The following is a 16690-nucleotide window of genomic DNA, read 5'->3' as shown; positions in this document are numbered from 1 at the left end:
TGGATTATTTTTGCATATGTGTTTGTACTGCTGCAAATCTGTGAGCCGTTATCCAAAATGAATGATTATCCGATATTTTTTTCATTATTTAATTATTAAGCACAATATTATAGATATATTCCCTTATAAATATTCTTGTTATTCTTGTCGGGTTTTTGTCTACAAAGCAAAGTCGGAAGACTCAATTAATTTGGACAAAAAGTCATAAAAAATTGATTTCATTTCAAAAACTCTTTTCAGGAATCTTTTTTTGCTTTTCGTTTCCATGATTTTTCAGATTCATAACTTATTTATATATCACAGACAACTCCACAGCAAAAATAAAATCATTTCAAAAGCAATGTAATTTGCTTTTCATTCACCTCATATTTTATTATTTTATTATTCAGCATTAATTACAATTTCATTATTCAACCGCCGGCTTTTGTTATCGGCAGGATATTATTTATGGGAAACACAATTGAAGAGAAAGCTTATTTGGCGAAACAGGCCTCCGTTCACTTGGCCACCGTTTCCACGGATTTGAAAAACAAGGCGCTTAAAGCGATGGCGGAAGAGCTTTTAAACAGCAAACAGCAAATCTTAGACGCCAATCAGAAAGATTTGGAAGAGGCGGCAAAACAAAAAGCGGCCGGAACTCTTTCAGCGTCCCTCTTTGACCGGCTGAAACTCAGCGACGCCAAATTTAACGATATGGTTTGCGGAGTTTCCGATGTCGCCAAACTGGAGGATCCGGTCGGAAAAACCCTCTCTACCGTTGTTTTAGACGAAGGGCTCACACTTTACCAAATCAGCTGCCCAATCGGTGTTATCGGCGTCATTTTTGAAGCGCGTCCGGACGTCGTTGCGCAAGTAATGTCTTTGTGCTTAAAAAGCGGAAACGCAACGATTTTTAAAGGCGGCAGCGAAGCCAAAAACTCCAACCGTATTCTTTTTGACACACTGATTCGCGCCCTCTCCAAAGTTCCGGAAATCCCCACAGAGGCTTTCCACTTGGCGGAAAGCCGGGAAGATGTCGCCAAAATGTTGGACATGGACAATTACATCGATTTACTCATTCCACGCGGCTCCAACGATTTTGTCAAGTACATTCAAGACAACACAAGAATTCCGGTTCTTGGACATTCCAGCGGCATTTGCCATGCGTATGTGGACGAAGACGCCGACCTGGTGCTTGCCCAAAAAGTGTGCCTGGATTCTAAAATTCAGTATCCTGCGGCCTGTAACGCAATAGAGACACTTCTCATTCATGAAAAAATCGCCGATAAATTCTTGCCGCCGATGGCGGAAATTTATGCCCAAAACGGGGTCGAACTTCGGCTGGATGACGCCGCTGAAAAAGTCATGAAAAAAGCCGGAAGCCGGGTTTCTTTTACGAAAGCGTCCGACAAGGATTGGGATTCCGAGTACAACGATTTGATTCTTTCCATAAAGATTGTTTCTTCCGCAGACAATGCGATTCATCACATCAACCGACACGGCTCACACCACACCGATGTCATTTTGTCTCAAAATCAAAAGACAATCGGCAAATTTACGGGACTTGTCGACTCCGGAAACGTGATGGTCAATGCATCTTCCCGTTTCTCGGATGGTTTTCGCTACGGAAAAGGAGCGGAAGTCGGAATCAGTACCAACAAAATTCACTCCCGCGGACCGGTTGGCATGGAAGGCCTGATGATTTACAAATATATCCTCTCCGGCAGCGGTCAAGTGGTTGCCAACTACACCGGAACCGGCGCGAAAAAATACATTCACCGCCGGACGGATGAAAAATATTGCCGGCTGCAGTAATTCTTTTTCAATTTTGATACTTTTTAATTTCTGTAAATTTTCGTGAAAAATTATGTCGGACAAAAATATTCCCCAGGCCAAATCCGGTGACGTCAATCGACAAGAATTATTGGACGATTTGTCGCGTATCGTCATTAAAATCGGAACGACTTCCATCATGAATGACGATTCCACGATCAATATCGCCTTTTTAGACAGCGTTGCCTCTCAGACCGCCGCGCTTCTTGCCCGTGGCAAAGAAGTAATTATTGTCACTTCCGGCGCAATCGGTGTTGGTTTACTGATGCTCGGCATTCCGACCAAACCCAAAGAAATTCCGATCCGGCAGGCTGCGGCATCCGTTGGGCAAAGTGAATTGATGCGGTATTGGAGCGAAGCTTATCAAAATTACGGTACGAAAGTCGCTCAAATCCTTCTCTCCTATGACTTTTATTCCGACCGTGTGAAGTATCTGAATTTGAGAAACAGTATCATTACCCTTCTCGGATATGGAGTTGTTCCAATCGTGAATGAAAATGACAGCACCTGCACCAATGAAATTGAAACCGTTTTTGGAGACAACGACCGTTTATCGGCAATGGTTGCCAGTAAAATTGAAGCGGATCTTCTCATCATTCTCTCCGACATCGATGGCCTTTATGATAAAAATCCGAAAGTGTTCTCCGATGCGAAATTGATTCATTTCGTTTCTAAAATTACGCCTGAAATTGAAGCGTATGGCGGTGATCCGACCAGCATGAAAGGTGTCGGCGGCATGCGGACCAAACTGATTGCCGGAAAAATCTGTGAAAAAGCAGGGTGCCACATGGTGATTGCAAACAGCGGCATTGACCATGTCATTGAGCGGGTGGTGGCGGGCGAAAATATTGGAACGTTGTTTTATGCCGAAGAGGAAAATGTATCTAAAAACAAAAGCCGGTGGATTTCTTTTTCCAAGGCGGAAGGAACCATTTCCGTTGACCGTGGCGCGATGGATGCCGTTATCAAAACAGGCGGTCTTTTGCCCAAAGGCATCAAATCTGTTTCCGGAAACTTCAATCGCGGTGATGTTGTCGCATTGGAGTGCGGCGGCGCAATTTTTGCCAAAGGAATTACGGATTACGGGGCGCAAGACATTGAAAAAATCAAAGGCGTTCACACCGACGAAATAGAAAAAATCCTCGGGCACAAGGATTATGACAATGTGATTCGAAAAGAGAACATTGCGCTTTTGGATTAATTAAAATAATTTAAATTTTTCATTCCTTGTCAAATACAATTTATCAATTTATTTGGGAGAATCTTTATGAAACTGGATGAACAAAAAATCGGCTTTTTAGGGGCCGGAAAAATGGCGTCCGCCATCATTCGCGGATTGATTAAAAGCGGCATTTCCAAAGACAACATTTGCGCCGGCGAAAAATATGAACCGGCGTCGGAAACGGCCCGAAAAGATTTCGGTATTTTTGTGACCGGCGACAACGCGGAAATCGTTAAGAGATCCGATGTTTTAATTTTGGCCGTCAAACCCAAAGACATTGCGGCCGCCTTATCGACAGCCGGATCTTTGGAGAACAAATTATTCATTTCCATTGCGGCCGGCGTGACCACCGCAAGTTTGGAAGAAATGGCCGGCAAAAACGCGCGGGTTGTCCGAGTGATGCCCAACATTTGCGCGACCGTTCTTGAAAGCGCGACCGGAATTTGTCCCGGAAAAAACGCAAGCAAGGAGGATATTGATCTTGTAAAAGCTGTTTTTTCAACGGTCGGTGTCGCGATGGAAATCGGAGAAGAATTATTAGACGCGGTGACCGGTCTTTCCGGAAGCGGTCCGGCATACATTTTCCCGGTGATTGAAGCGCTGGCCGACGGCGGTGTTTATGAAGGACTGGACCGGCGAACCGCTCAGATTCTGGCGGCGCAAACCGTGATCGGTGCCGCGAAAATGGTGATTGAGTCGGGCGACCATCCGGGAGAACTCAAAGACATGGTTTGCTCACCGGCCGGCACAACAATTGTCGGCATTCAAACGCTGGAAGATTACAAAATCCGGGCGGCTTTTATGAATGCGGTGATTGCGAGCGCCGAAAAATCTAAAGAAATCGGCAAAAAGAAATAATTCTCATGCAGCCGGATGACTGTGAAAAACCGGCTCATCTTTTTTTATTTGTTTTATTTTTTATTTGTTTTATTTTTTCATTTTTTGAGTTTTTCCACCGCGTGCGTTATCGCAACAATTTTTTAATTTATTCGGCAAAACCAGCGGATCCAATTTATTTTTTCATTTTTATCTTTTTTATTTCTATTATTTTCGTTATCCATCCAATCGGCTGAAAGCCTTATAATCTTTTAAGGTTTTATGGGACGCATGATTGTTTCTGTCCAAAAGTCCATTCTTGTCGGAGAAGTGAGTGCGCCTGCTTCTAAAAGTTATACGCATCGGGCAGTTTTTGCCGCGGCGCTTGGGGACGGCAAATGTTGTTTATCCAATTGTCTGATTTCAGAAGACACTCGATCGACCATGAAGGCTTGCCGCCTTTTCGGCGGTTCTTTTGAGGAAATATCCGATAAAATTTATGTTTCCGGCTTTGGAAAGCGGTTAAAAGTTCCCGACGAGATTGTCGATGTTGGAAATTCAGGAACAACATTGCGTTTTATGACGGCGCTTTCCGCGCTTTGCGGCTCTGAAATTACTCTTTTAGGAGACGCCTCTCTTCAAAAACGTCCCAATACGCCTCTTTTAGAAACGCTTCAAAAAATGGGCGCACGGGCCTATTCCAAAAACAACAACGGCTGTGCGCCACTTGTCGTTGAAGGAAAAATAAAGCCGGGGATTTATTCCATTGACGGCAGCGTCAGTTCTCAGTTTATCTCAGCGCTTCTTTTAGTTTGTCCGCTTTTGGATGGGCCGACCGAACTTTCCATTCACGGGGAACTGAAATCCAAACCATACGTGGACATCACAATGGATGTGGCAAAAGCAGCCGGCATTGAAATTTTGGAGCAAATTGAACAAACTGACCCAACCGACCCAACCGACCCAACCGACCAAAATAAGAATTCGGTTTCGGCGAAAACCGGCGGCAAAATTTCTTACAAAATCAAAGGCAATCAAGCTTATCATTTGGAGAACTACACGGTTCCCGGGGATTTTTCATCCGTCTCTTATGTTTTGGCCGCCGCCGCCATGATTTCCGGGTCGGATGTTGATGTCAAAAATTTGTTTCCATCGGCACAAGGGGACCTTGCGATTATTCATATTTTAAAGGAAATGGGGGCCGACATTTCTTGGGATAAAAAAGAAGGGACCGTGCATGTTTCCAATTCCGGAAAAACGTTGACCGGGATTTGCGTGGACGCTGGAGAAATTCCGGATTTGGTTCCGACGCTTGCTGTATTAGGAACGTTTTCAGAGGGCAGGATGGAAATCAAAAATGCCGGACATGTACGTTTTAAAGAAACCGATCGTCTCCATGCGATGGCAACGGAATTGTCAAAAATGGGTGCCGAAATCATTGAAACCGCGGACGGTTTGATTATTTCGGGAAAAGGCGGCGCGGGTCTTTTTGGAGCAAATCTTTGCGGATGGGATGACCACCGAATTGTGATGGCGCTTTTTGTGGCCGGGCTCATGACCGGTGGCACCACAATCGATACGGCGGAGTCTGTCCGTATTTCTTATCCACGGTTTTTTGAGGATATGAAAAAAATCGGGGCAAACGCGATTGAAAAATAAACATCAGACGCAGTTTTTGGCAAAAGATTTCTCTTGGGAATTACGGGGCGATTTCTGTTTTTTTTCAATCGCTTAATCGTTTTTCAAAATCGGCCGAAGGTCCGGCATTTATGCGAATTTAATCATTTTTCATTTACATGTGTTCTGTTTTGTTGGCGTCAATCATTTCTTGAATAATTGCGAGAAGCTCTTCTCGGGAAGCCGGAAAATCTGTTTTTTTCTGAATTTCTTTCTTTTTTTCAGGATGCGCGTAGTAATCAAAGAAATTGTCTAAGGCAATTCGGACAATAAAGGATTTGTTTTTTTGAGTGGTTTGGCAAAGTTTTTCAAGTTCGTCGTCTAAAAAAACGCTGTATGAGACAGAAATTTTTATTCGCGGCGTATTGTCTTCTTGGGAAGCGTCGGCGAATCGGGTACGGTCAAAATTTGAATTTTGTTCATAGACGGAAAGTTGACCGATGAACATCGATACGGAAACATTGACAATATCCGATATAGATGAAAATTTGTTCTCTTTCATGAGTTTATTCATCTTATTGAGCAGCAGTTGGCTCACCGTTAAAGAAATTGCTTTTTTTCTTTGGGTTATTACATCCATGCTTTGAATTTTGACCATTCATACTAATATTATAGTTTGTACTATATATATATCATTTTTATAATTATACTATATTTGTGGTATTTTAGAATATTTTATATATTTATACTATGTATATAGTATTCACACAAGTATGTCTGAAGGGTCATGTATTATTTGCATTCTATTTTTTCAAAAAGAAAAAAATTCCATGTCATTTATTGCAATCTGAAAAACTTATGCCTTTTTGGCGGTCCGGTTGCTTCCACCAACCCTTCCTCGTGGTTGGACCTTACAGAATTTTGATTTTAGAAGAATTGTGTTTTCACAATGAATAAAATCAAAATAATAAAAACAAAAAAACGAATCTATAATCAACCCAAAGAGCGGTCTTCCCGACCGCTCTTCTCCCTTTTTTAAACAAACCATCCGGGTAAAAAACAAAAAATTACAAAAAAGCCACCAATCATTTTGTTGGAAAACAGAAAAAAAAGCAGGCTCATCCGCTTTGTTGACTCTTTAATAATTTGCCGCCGTAACGCGCGAGCGTGCCGCTTTTTCAAAATTCAAAAATACAGAAAAGAAAAACAAAAATCTCAAACAAAAACAGGTTTGAGATTTTCTAAATTTAATTTTGAATCATTTTTTCAATCACAATTGCAAAAGCCGCCCGCTTATTCGCCCAGTTCTTTTAAAACGAGTTCTCGGGCGGTTCTGGCATCGGCTTTTCCTTTGGATTTTTGCATGACTTTTCCGACTAAGAAATTGAGCGCTTTTTCAATTCCGGCCCGATAGTCCGCAACCGCGCTTGGGTTTTCAGCAATCGCTTCTTTGGCGGCGGTTGCTAAAAAGTCGTCCCCGACCATCAAAAGTCCTTTGGCGGCAACGATTTGATCCGGTTTTCCACCGTCATCCAGCATCGTCCGGACAATTGTCACACCACTTTCCTCGCTGATTTTTTTGCAGCCCACCAAATCAATAATGCAAGCAATATCGTCCGCATCGCATTTTGTCACCGGCAAATCCCGATAGTTGAGCTCGCCCTTGACAATGTCGGCTACCCATGACGCGGCAATTTTGGGGTCCACTTTTGTTGCGACTTTTTCAAAAAGGTCAGCAAAGGCTTTTTCAGACGTCAGGCTTTTGGCGTGCGCATCGGAAATTCCATATTGTGCCACAAAACGTTCCCGTTTCGCATCCGGCAATTCCGGCATAGCTGCCCGAATTTCCTCCACACGGCCGCCCACATACAACGGCACCAAATCAAAGTCCGGGAAATAACGATAGTCATCGGCGGTTTCTTTGACACGGAGGCTGATGGTGACATTGCGTCCCTCATCATAGTGGCGGGTTTCCTGGACCAACTTTTTTCCTTTCCGGTGAGCATCTTTTTGACGCATGATTTCATAATTAATCGCTTTTTCCACCGATTTGTGAGATGAAATATTTTTCACTTCCACGCGGGTTCCCAAATACACGGAAACATTGGCATCCGCTTTCATGGCACCTTCACGGGAACCGTCAAAAACATCCAAGTATTCCAAAATGCTTCGGAGTTTGTCCAAAAAGCGGCGGGCTTCTTTGGCTGTTCTCATGTCCGGCTCGGTCACGATTTCCACAAGCGGCATTCCGGACCGGTTAAAGTCAATAATGCTGCCGGTCGATTTTTCAATCGACCCAAAGTGCGCCATTTTTCCGGGGTCGTCTTCCATGTGGGCGCGGCGGATTCGAACATTTAATTCACCGTCTTCGCCTTCAATCACGATGTGCCCATTTTTGACAATCGGTTTGTCAAACTGAGTCACTTGGTATCCGTTTCCCAAATCCGGATAAAAGTAATTTTTCATATAAAAGTCGGTCTCATCGGAAATTTCCGCGTTGAGCGCAAGTCCGATTTTGATGGCATACTCGACGGATTTTTCGTTGAGAACCGGTGTTGTTCCGGGAAGCGCCAAGCAGCCGGCACACAGGCAGGTGTTGGCTTCCTCATCCGTATAGTTGGTCGTGCAGCCGCAAAACATTTTGGTATTGGCTTTGTTCAATTGAACGTGGACCTCAAGGCCGATCATCACTTGGTCCGGGTTTTCGTAAACCATTTTAGATCACATCCGGTGTTTTGACACAGTTGGTTTGTTTTTCAAAGACTTCCGCCGCTTTTAAAATCACAGCGTCTTTTTTGTATCCGCCGATGAGCTGAATTCCGGACGGCATGTCACACAAGACGCAGGGAATGGAAATGGCGGGAAGACCGGCCAAATCCACGCCGGCAATGGCAGGAGAAAACGCACTCATTTCATGAGAACAACCGTAACAGCACGTGCCGTCTAAAGGCGGTGAGGTGATCGGCGTTGTCGGTGACACCAAAATATCGAACGAGGAAAAGGCTTCTTCGAGTTCGGCCGCAATCAAAGTCCGGGTCTTTAACGCCTTGACGTAGTAATCGTTGTATTGGCCCACAGATAATAAGTGAACGCCGAGCATGATTTTTCTTTGAACGACGGGACCAAACAAGGCGCGTGTTTTGGCGACCATTTCATGCCAATTGTCGGCGGTTTCCCGCGGTCCGAATCGGGTTCCATCGTATTTCGCAAGCATCGCCGAACATTCGCCGGAGAAAATAATGTCATGCACCGCCATCGAGTATTTTGTATTTGGAAGGGAACATTTGCTGACGGTCGCGCCGGCTTTTTCAAAGGCGGAAAGCGCTTCATAAAAGGCTTTTTCAACGGCCGGTTCAATACCTTTGAAGTATTCCGACGGGACGCCGATTCGAATTCCCAAAAGCGGTTTATCGGATTTTTTGGTGGTTTCGTCTCGGAACTCAATCTTTTCCGGCAGAGAAGTTGTATCTCGCTTATCATTTCCGGAAATTATCTCCATGACGGTTACAATATCGGATACGGTGGAGGCAACGACACCGATTTGGTCCATGGATCCGGTACAGTAAATCAGTCCGAATCGGGAAACGGCACCGTAACTGGGCCGGAATCCGAAAACGCCGCAGTAAGACGCGGAAACACGCAAAATTCCGCCGGCGTCGGAAGAAAGTGCAAACGGAACTTCTCCGGCGCTGACAGCGGCTGCACATCCGCCGCTGGGTCCGGACTTTTTGTTTTTATCCCACGGGTTTTTCGCAAGGCCGTCTTTGCCGTGCGCGCCCAAAATTCCAAATTCCATCATGTTGGCTTTTCCTAAAAGAACCGCGCCGACTTCGTTCAGGCGTTCGATGACAAAACCGTCATAAGGCGGAATGTAACCTTCCATGATTTTGGATGCGCAGGTGGTGGTGATTCCTTTTGTGGAAATGTTATCGGAAACCAGGTAGGGAACTCCAAAAAGAGCACGGTCGGGATCGCCCAAAAGTTGGCATCCCTCTTCTTTTTCCGCAAGAGAGACCGCGGCGTCGGAAAACGCAATCACCGTGTTTAAATCGTCGGTTTTTATTTTATCCATGCTTTTGGCAATGGTTTTTTCCACACTTTTTGAAGCGGATTTTCTAAATTCTGCAATGTCTTTTGCCATTTTTATTCCTCTTAGAGAATTTTCGGGATTTTAAAAGACGTTTCATAAGTTTCGGGTGCGTTTTTGAGGGCTTCCTCCACGCTCATGGATGGAACCACTACATCTTTTCGAAGAACAGTGACGAGTTTTGACGGGTTAATGGTGGGTTTGACATCGTTGGTTGAGACGTCGCTTAAAAGGGTATAGTGTTCCATTTTTTCATTCAGTTTGTCGGTATATTCGGAAAGGTCTTCTTCTTTGACGGCGATTCGTGCGTTCCAGGCTAAGTTTTTCGTCTCATCTTTTTGAATCATCATTCGCTCCCTCCAACCACCGGCAGAAAAGTCCGGTTGATCATTTCGGTTTTGATTGACTCTTAATATTTATACAATATTTATACTATTTTTATGTGTAACTGTTATCTAATAAAACATTATCTATCTGCATAAAAAATCGTCATGATTATTAATCGAATCGGTGACGACTCAATTTTTTGGACATTTGACTCAAATCCGAAAAGGGGTTCTTTCATCAAATATTTTCTCTCGGATTTGTTGAAAAAAATAAATCAGTTCAAATTATAATTATTGTTTCAAACAAATTCGTTTTTAAAAATCAAGCCGATAAATCCTGATCTGTCTTCAAATCAAATAGAATCCAATGTTTTTAAAATTCATCCATCTCGGCAGGTCCAAGTTTTTAAATGTTCATCAACCGACGGGATCATTTAAAAAAAATAGTTCAAACCGATGGGTCATTTTTAAATTTTCGTCCAAGAACGGATCATTTTTTAAAATATCGTCAAATCGAAGGGTCATTTTTAAAAAAATGTTAAAACCGGTGCAATGATGAATGCCTGTGCCGGCGCTGTTATTATCTCATGTCACGGTTGCGGTTGCTGCTGTTGCAGCTAATATTGTAAATTTTGCAAATGTTATAAATGCGGTCGCCATTGTGAATAAATATAATGCTGCGGCAGCCTGTACAAAAACCGCCATGGAACTTAATGCTGATATGAAATGATTGATTTTACCGATGAATTAAATATTAAGCAGATGTTTAGATTTTGAAGTTGATATTTTTATTGCCCATCATGTTTTATTTCGTATTTGTTTTTTGAGAAAAAACTATGTCGGAACTCATCAGCAGCCGTTATTTAGGAACTAAATTTTTGCCGACAGATTCTTCTTTTGTTGTCGCGTCCGTTGAAGTCGGCAACACGACCACGAAATGTATTCTTTCGGCAACCGATTTAAAAACGGGAAAAGCTGAACTGATTGGAAAACATATCTGTCTGACGCGCAATGTCCGGCGGCCTAATTCGGAGGAACCTGTTTTCGGAGAAACAATTGCGGGTGTTCAGCTGACAAAACAATCCCTTGCGGAATTGGTTTCTCAAACGGTATCGGATGCACTTTTAAAAACCGGGTTGACGGTTGAAGATGTCCATTTCGCGGTTCGTTCCACCGGCGTGACCCAGTCCAAACCTGAACCGTATGACAGCAGTACCGTTCAAAAATCCGGCAATGATTCCGGATTCCAAGATATGGAATCCATCGTTCAAGCTTTGGCGGAAGGATGTTTAATGGCGGGTTTTGTTCCCCGGAAAATGACCGGATACTTGAATTTGGAAAAAATGCCGGCGCAGTTTCGTTCTTATTCTTTGCTGGACCGTGTTTATTTTGACGGCGCGGTGGCGGGCGCTCTTCTGCCGAAAAGTTTTGCCGACAATATCGTTTCCAACGAAATGGAAGGGGAACTGGCAGCCGCCGGTTTAAAAGAAGCGGCCAAACACACAAACATTGATTTTCGAAATCCGTGTTTGGCCATAGATATGGGAACCACACTTTCCGGACGGATTATCGGAAATGAAAAGCCATATGCGAAAACACATGGCAATTTCTGCGGGTATGCCGGCGCGGTTTCCGATTATTTGGTAAAAAATATTGATCCGGAAAAGCAAAGTGCTTTTGAACTGTTTGGTCGGTCTAAAATCGGTCAATCTGAAATCGGTCAATCTGAAATGTCCGCAAATCAAAAGCAAACGAATTCATCAGAATCTTCATTATCTCTTTCATCTTTTTCTTCTCTTTCATCCTTTTCTTCTCTTTCTTCCGTTTTGCCGTTTTTATCCTCCTCTTCCGCTCGAAAAATCCGGTCGGCACATCATGAAGTGAGTTCTTTGGTTCATGTTTTTGAAATCCCCAAAACGCGTTCCCGGATTGGCCCGTTTGCTGTCAATTCCAAAGCGGCCGAAAAAAGCGGCTTTGTGTTAATCGGTTGCGACGTGGGTGAAAATGGATCCGGTTTGCTTGAACTTTGCGACATCGGCCGGTCTGTTTATGAGACCGGCGGGATTTCGGCGGTGTCGGATTTAATGGACGCGGTCATGTCAGACATCGTGGTGGATTTAATTCGCTGCGTCATGGATTCCGGATTGTTTTTGGACGGCGCCTGCATCGGCATTACGGGGCGGGCAGGAACCACCGGCAAAAAGCCGGATTTAATTCTTAAAAAAATGAGCCGCCACATTAAAAATCCGGAAGGCCGGATTTTGTTTGCCGAAGACGGGCTTGCGCGGGGAGCCGCGGTGATGGCCCGGTGCATGAATTCTTTGGGTTGCCCGAAAAATCCGCTCGGGGGAAATCATGGGGGTGGATGCATTTTAGGCGAAAGGATGATGTATCAGCGGGGAAAATAAAAAATAAAAAATCCATTCTGCCTCTTCTGTTTTTCTCTCTCTTTCTCTCTGTTTTTCTCTCTCTTTTTCTCTCTCTTTCTCTCTGTTTTTCTTTCTTTTTCTGTTTTCTCTCTCTCTCTGTTTTTATGAAAGAAGCATCAACCAGCCGATAAACAGGATGGTCTGGGCGATGGTCAGTGGAATTCCGAATTTGAGAAAATCCAAAAAAGTCAGGGTCTCGTTTTGTTTTTCCGCGTTTTGAATGATAATAATGGTGCTGGCGGCGCCAAAGACAGATAAGTTTCCGGCAAGAGTACTTCCGGCGGCGAGCGTCATATAACTGATGACGGACGATCCGGCATTTTCCAGAATCGGAAGAACAAAGGTGACATACGGAACGTTTGAAATGAATTGGCTGATGATGAGGCTTGTCAAATACAAAATCGGAACAGAGGATTCAAAATTTTCAGGCAAAAGGTTTTGGAAAAACCCGGTCACGTAGACGGCTTTCATTAATATGAACATGGATATGAAAAATAAAAGTGTCGACCAATCTGTTTTTTGAAGCAGTTCTTTTCGACGGTTTGATAGGATTAAAAGCAAAACAGCGCCGGCCAGTGGGATGTAGACCAATGAAAATTCATGGGAAAACAAAGATGTGGCAATCAGTACGGCAATCATTAAAAAAACAAGCGCGACGGAACATTTTGTTAAAAATAAAAGATTGAAGCGGGATTTTTTCTTTTCACTATCTTGCGCATTTTTATCACCGGCAGGGTTTATTTCATTGCCCGTGTTTATTTCATTGCCCGTGTTTATTTCATTCCGTTTTTCATTCCGGTTTATTTCATTCCGTTTTTCATTCCGGTTTATTTCATGTTTCTCCTTCTTTTTTTCATTTTTATTTTTGGGAAGCGTCCATGACAAAAGGGCATAAATCATGAAAAGACCGATGATGGTTGGGATAAATAAGTAATACAAAAAGACTAAAAACGAATTGTGAAGACTGCTTGACGCAATCAATAAATTTTGAGGGTTTCCGATGGGAGATGCGGCACTTCCGGTTGTCACGGCGGCTGCCAGCGCAAAAAGCATGGTTTTTGCCGGGATTTGGTACTTTTTGCCGCACCACAGCGCAAACGGCGTTCCAATAATCGCAATCGTATCATTCATCAAAATCGCGGAAAAAAAGCCGGCGGCAAAAATAAAACCCAGCAGCATTTTCTTTTGTGAATGTACGTCCGAAAAAACAGAATCGGCGTAAGACCGGAGAAGCCCTGATAAATCAATGGCGGCACCGATGACAAACATGCCGAATAAAAAGAGAATGGTTTCCCATTGAATGGATAAAAAGGCGTCTGGAATTGTTATTTGTCCGGTCAAAAGGACCAAGACGGCACCGGCGGTCATAATTCCCCAAATCGGAAGCCGAAAACTTCCAATCCGGCGGACGGCAATTAATAAAAAAACAAGAAAGAGAACGACAACGGCAAATTGCATAACGACCCGTCAAAAACGACTTCCAATGCCAAATCTGAAATAAAATCAATCCCATTGTAAACTAAAAATAATAAATTAATAAAATAAAACTTGATAAAACTAAAAAATAAAAAAATAAAACAGCGGGGAGTTTTAATTTAACCCGCGCCACCCATTTCCACATTTTCAGTTGTCGCCGAGCCGGCAATTTCTTCGCGGCGGCTGATCTTTTCTTGGATGTCTTCTTCCAAGTCTTTTCTTTTATCGATTGCCGCTTTGGTTTCCGGTGTTATTTCCAAAAACTCAATCTTATAATAAAGTTCGGTGGAATCTAAAAATGCCCAAGTTCCTTCGTCATCGGTCATGATTTCAAGAATATGACCGACGGTCCCCGTGTTGATGTAGCGGACAAAGTCCCCGACGTTCATTTCAAGGCCGCGGATATCCGCAACCGGAATGTTTTCTTGGTCTTTATTTGCCATGTTTTTTCCTTTTAGTCTTTCACGGATTTATATATTTTGTTTCATTTTTTTATGGACCCGAATTTTGGGTTCATTTTTTTGCCGTATTTATTATTTATTCAGCCGTTTGCGATTTCATCTCGAATATCGCCGATCCGGGCGATTCTTTCGGCAAAAGCGTTGTGTTTGTGAATACTTTCCTCATTGATTTGCTTAATCGTGACCAAAGAGTCATCGGACAAATCAGGGAACGTTTCCACGACTTTTTTGGCCATGGTCCGGACGCAGTCCTCTACAAATTTCGGGTTTTTATGCGCGCGTTCGACGACGACTTTTTCATCGGCGCGTTTGAGTACTTCAAACACGTTGGAACTCATGGATTCTTCGATAATTTTAATAATTTGGTCCAGGCTGACTCCTTTTGTGTCGGTGGTCTGAATGGAAATAATTCCACGGCCACGTTGGTTATGCGTGGCCATTGGCACATTTTTCAAAAACTCGGCGATTTTGTCCGGCTCAATTCCCAGCTTCTCCAATTGGATTTGCGCTTCTTCCTGCATCATGGATTGCGCACACGGGCAGGCCGTCATTCCCATAACTTCGGCGCCAATCATTTTTTGAACACGGACACATTGGTCATTTTCCCCGCGCTCGGCGACGGCATCCGCGAAAATGTCTACAAATTGCTGGCATTCGATTTCGGTTGCCGGGGATTTTCTTTTGAGAACGTATTCGCTTCGCATGCGGACTTCCGCGCGGGACGCATATTCATGCCGGCCGATTAAATTTTCGGCAATGTCTCCGCACAAATCTTCAATTTCGTAAATGGGTAAATGGAATATGTTGTTGAGCGTTTCGTCAATCGCTTCAAAATTCCGTGACAGGTTGGCTCCTTTGCGGTCGGAAGGCAAATCGACAAAAATGTCAAAGGAGGACATTAAAATAATCGGGCGTTTTTTATCCCGTTTGATTTCAACCAATTTTTTGACATCGGTCACGCCGACACGTGTCAAATTAATCGGAACGCTGGGTTTGTTGGCCTGAACGTCCGGAAGAATCGGGCATACTTTCATTTCGTGTTAACCTCTATTGTTTTTAAAAACAAAATATTCAAAAAAATGCCTGCGCTTACTGTTATGAAATTGAATGATTTGTTTTTGTAAAATGATTCAAATGATCTGTAAAAGAAAAACCGAAAATAAAATTAAGTTCGGTTTAAAAATCATCAATAAATTGAAAAATTAAAGAATAATTTAAAAATTTGTGATATCAAATATTTTCCGTCGATATAAAAGCTTGTATGATATCCTTTCATTTTAGTTTTTTTCTGTTTATTTTATTTGTTGTTTTTTGATTTATTGATTTATTGTTTATTGTTTTTTGATTTATTGTTTATTGTTTTTTGATTTATTGTTTATTGTTTTTTGATTTATTGTTTATTGTTTTTTGATTTATTGTTTATTGTTTATTGGTTATTGTTTTTTGATTTATTGTTTATTGTTTATTGGTTATTGTTTTTTGATTTATTGTTTATTGTTTATTGGTTATTGTTTTTTGATTTATTGTTTTGTTATTTTGCTGATTTTATTGTTTTTTGTTGTTTTTGTAGTTGATTTTTGTTGTTTTTGATTGGTTTGTTGTTTTTGATTGGTTTGTTGTTTTTGATTGGATTTATTATTATTTTTGCCGATTTTGTCGTTTTTACAGATTTTTTTCGGAACTATATAGTTCCGTCGATCAATTGTGTTTTTACTTTTTAAAAAATTTACACGGTTTCGATGCGACTTAAAATAAATATAATTTCTCTAAATTTCCATTTTTCGAAAAACAAATTTAGTCGGCTTATTTTAAAACGTTTTTATCAAAAATATTCGCATAGTATGTATAAAATTATCCTCTTTGCGAAAAAAAATAAAAAAATCGTTAAAACGGCGTTAAAAGAGACAATATATAGATAAACTATATATACACGAACTTACAATTCATTCACCAGCAATATATTTTATTGCAAAGGTGATTAAGATGGCAGAAACAAGAAACTTTGTTTTAAGAGAAAAAGATGGTACAGAATCCGGTGTCTTTACCGGCAAACAACCCCGGCAAGCTGCCTTAAAAGTCGCAAACCGCGGCAACGGCAACAAAAAGAAACCGGAAACAATCATGCTCCGCGAGAGAGGAACCAAAAAAGTCCACGTTTTCAAGGCATGGAAAGAGCTCGTTGACGCTCCGAAGAACAGACCGTCCTGGATGCCCCCGAAGATCAACAAGCCCTTCGTGAAAAAAGTCGAAATCGTCAAACTCGACGAGATCTAAGCACGACTAAGTTATTTTTTTCATAGTTATGCCTACTCTTTTAAGCAAAAGCGGTGATCCGCTTTTGCTTTTTTTTAAAAATCTAAAAACATTAAAAATATATTAATGGACAAAACTCTATATTGTTATTTTACAGTTTCATAGTTATTTTCAGTTATTTCACAGTTTCA

General features: G+C 42.2%; 14 protein-coding genes. 7 read left to right on the top strand and 7 right to left on the bottom strand.

Annotated elements, in window-relative coordinates:
- The first annotated feature begins 447 nt into the window (after positions 1-447).
- The 4 genes from MsAm2_RS07765 to MsAm2_RS07750 all read left to right on the top strand — a co-directional run bounded on the left by MsAm2_RS07765 (position 448) and on the right by MsAm2_RS07750 (position 5509).
- Positions 448-1794 (top strand): glutamate-5-semialdehyde dehydrogenase, encoded by a 1347-nt coding sequence (locus tag MsAm2_RS07765; protein WP_338097682.1) that lies wholly within the window; start codon positions 448-450, stop codon positions 1792-1794.
- A 52-nt stretch (positions 1795-1846) separates the two neighbouring features.
- The gene (proB, locus tag MsAm2_RS07760) at positions 1847-3013 is read left to right on the top strand and encodes a glutamate 5-kinase (protein ID WP_338097681.1); all 1167 of its coding nucleotides are present in this window, start codon (positions 1847-1849) and stop codon (positions 3011-3013) included.
- A 66-nt stretch (positions 3014-3079) separates the two neighbouring features.
- Positions 3080-3892, top strand: a complete 813-nt coding sequence (gene proC / locus MsAm2_RS07755; protein WP_338097680.1) for a pyrroline-5-carboxylate reductase — start codon at positions 3080-3082, stop codon at positions 3890-3892.
- 240 nt (positions 3893-4132) lie between these two features.
- Positions 4133-5509, top strand: a complete 1377-nt coding sequence (locus MsAm2_RS07750; RefSeq protein ID WP_338097679.1) for a 3-phosphoshikimate 1-carboxyvinyltransferase — start codon at positions 4133-4135, stop codon at positions 5507-5509.
- Positions 5510-5642: 133 nt separating this feature from the next.
- Here the strand turns inward: MsAm2_RS07750 and MsAm2_RS07745 are convergent, their stop codons facing one another.
- The 4 genes from MsAm2_RS07745 to gatC all read right to left on the bottom strand — a co-directional run bounded on the left by MsAm2_RS07745 (position 5643) and on the right by gatC (position 9904).
- On the bottom strand, positions 5643-6029 hold the full coding sequence (locus MsAm2_RS07745; protein ID WP_338097678.1) for a hypothetical protein: 387 nt from the start codon (positions 6027-6029) through the stop codon (positions 5643-5645).
- 731 nt (positions 6030-6760) lie between these two features.
- The gene (gene gatB, locus MsAm2_RS07740; protein ID WP_338097677.1) at positions 6761-8182 is read right to left on the bottom strand and encodes an Asp-tRNA(Asn)/Glu-tRNA(Gln) amidotransferase subunit GatB; all 1422 of its coding nucleotides are present in this window, start codon (positions 8180-8182) and stop codon (positions 6761-6763) included.
- A gap of 1 nt (position 8183) precedes the next feature.
- The gene (locus MsAm2_RS07735; RefSeq protein ID WP_338097676.1) at positions 8184-9608 is read right to left on the bottom strand and encodes an amidase family protein; all 1425 of its coding nucleotides are present in this window, start codon (positions 9606-9608) and stop codon (positions 8184-8186) included.
- 11 nt (positions 9609-9619) lie between these two features.
- The gene (gene gatC / locus MsAm2_RS07730) at positions 9620-9904 is read right to left on the bottom strand and encodes an Asp-tRNA(Asn)/Glu-tRNA(Gln) amidotransferase subunit GatC (RefSeq protein ID WP_338097675.1); all 285 of its coding nucleotides are present in this window, start codon (positions 9902-9904) and stop codon (positions 9620-9622) included.
- Between the two features lie 535 nt (positions 9905-10439).
- Here gatC and MsAm2_RS07725 point away from each other — a divergent pair.
- Positions 10440-10610 (top strand): hypothetical protein, encoded by a 171-nt coding sequence (locus MsAm2_RS07725; protein WP_338097674.1) that lies wholly within the window; start codon positions 10440-10442, stop codon positions 10608-10610.
- Positions 10611-10716: 106 nt separating this feature from the next.
- A complete protein-coding gene (locus tag MsAm2_RS07720) occupies positions 10717-12288 on the top strand; it encodes a methanogenesis marker 14 protein (RefSeq protein WP_338097673.1) in 1572 nt (523 codons plus the stop codon).
- A gap of 123 nt (positions 12289-12411) precedes the next feature.
- On the opposite strand, the gene MsAm2_RS07715 is transcribed toward MsAm2_RS07720, so the two are convergent.
- The 3 genes from MsAm2_RS07715 to mptA form a co-directional block, all read right to left on the bottom strand.
- Positions 12412-13767, bottom strand: coding sequence for an ArsB/NhaD family transporter (locus MsAm2_RS07715; protein ID WP_338097672.1), 1356 nt, complete (start codon positions 13765-13767; stop codon positions 12412-12414).
- 137 nt (positions 13768-13904) lie between these two features.
- On the bottom strand, positions 13905-14228 hold the full coding sequence (locus MsAm2_RS07710) for a DUF2098 domain-containing protein (protein ID WP_338097671.1): 324 nt from the start codon (positions 14226-14228) through the stop codon (positions 13905-13907).
- A 98-nt stretch (positions 14229-14326) separates the two neighbouring features.
- On the bottom strand, positions 14327-15280 hold the full coding sequence (gene mptA / locus MsAm2_RS07705; protein ID WP_338097670.1) for a GTP cyclohydrolase MptA: 954 nt from the start codon (positions 15278-15280) through the stop codon (positions 14327-14329).
- Between the two features lie 949 nt (positions 15281-16229).
- Between mptA and MsAm2_RS07700 the strand changes: the two genes are divergently transcribed.
- Positions 16230-16520 carry a non-histone chromosomal MC1 family protein gene (locus MsAm2_RS07700; protein WP_338097669.1) on the top strand — a complete coding sequence of 97 codons (291 nt, stop codon included), beginning with the start codon at positions 16230-16232 and terminating at the stop codon, positions 16518-16520.
- The last annotated feature ends 170 nt before the right edge of the window (positions 16521-16690 follow it).

Source organism: Methanolapillus ohkumae (assembly GCF_032594355.1).
GTDB classification, from domain to species: Archaea; Halobacteriota; Methanosarcinia; order Methanosarcinales; family Methanosarcinaceae; genus Methanolapillus; species Methanolapillus ohkumae.
The sequence above is the reverse complement of the archived record's forward strand: the minus strand, read 5'-3'. Positions and strand labels throughout refer to the sequence as shown.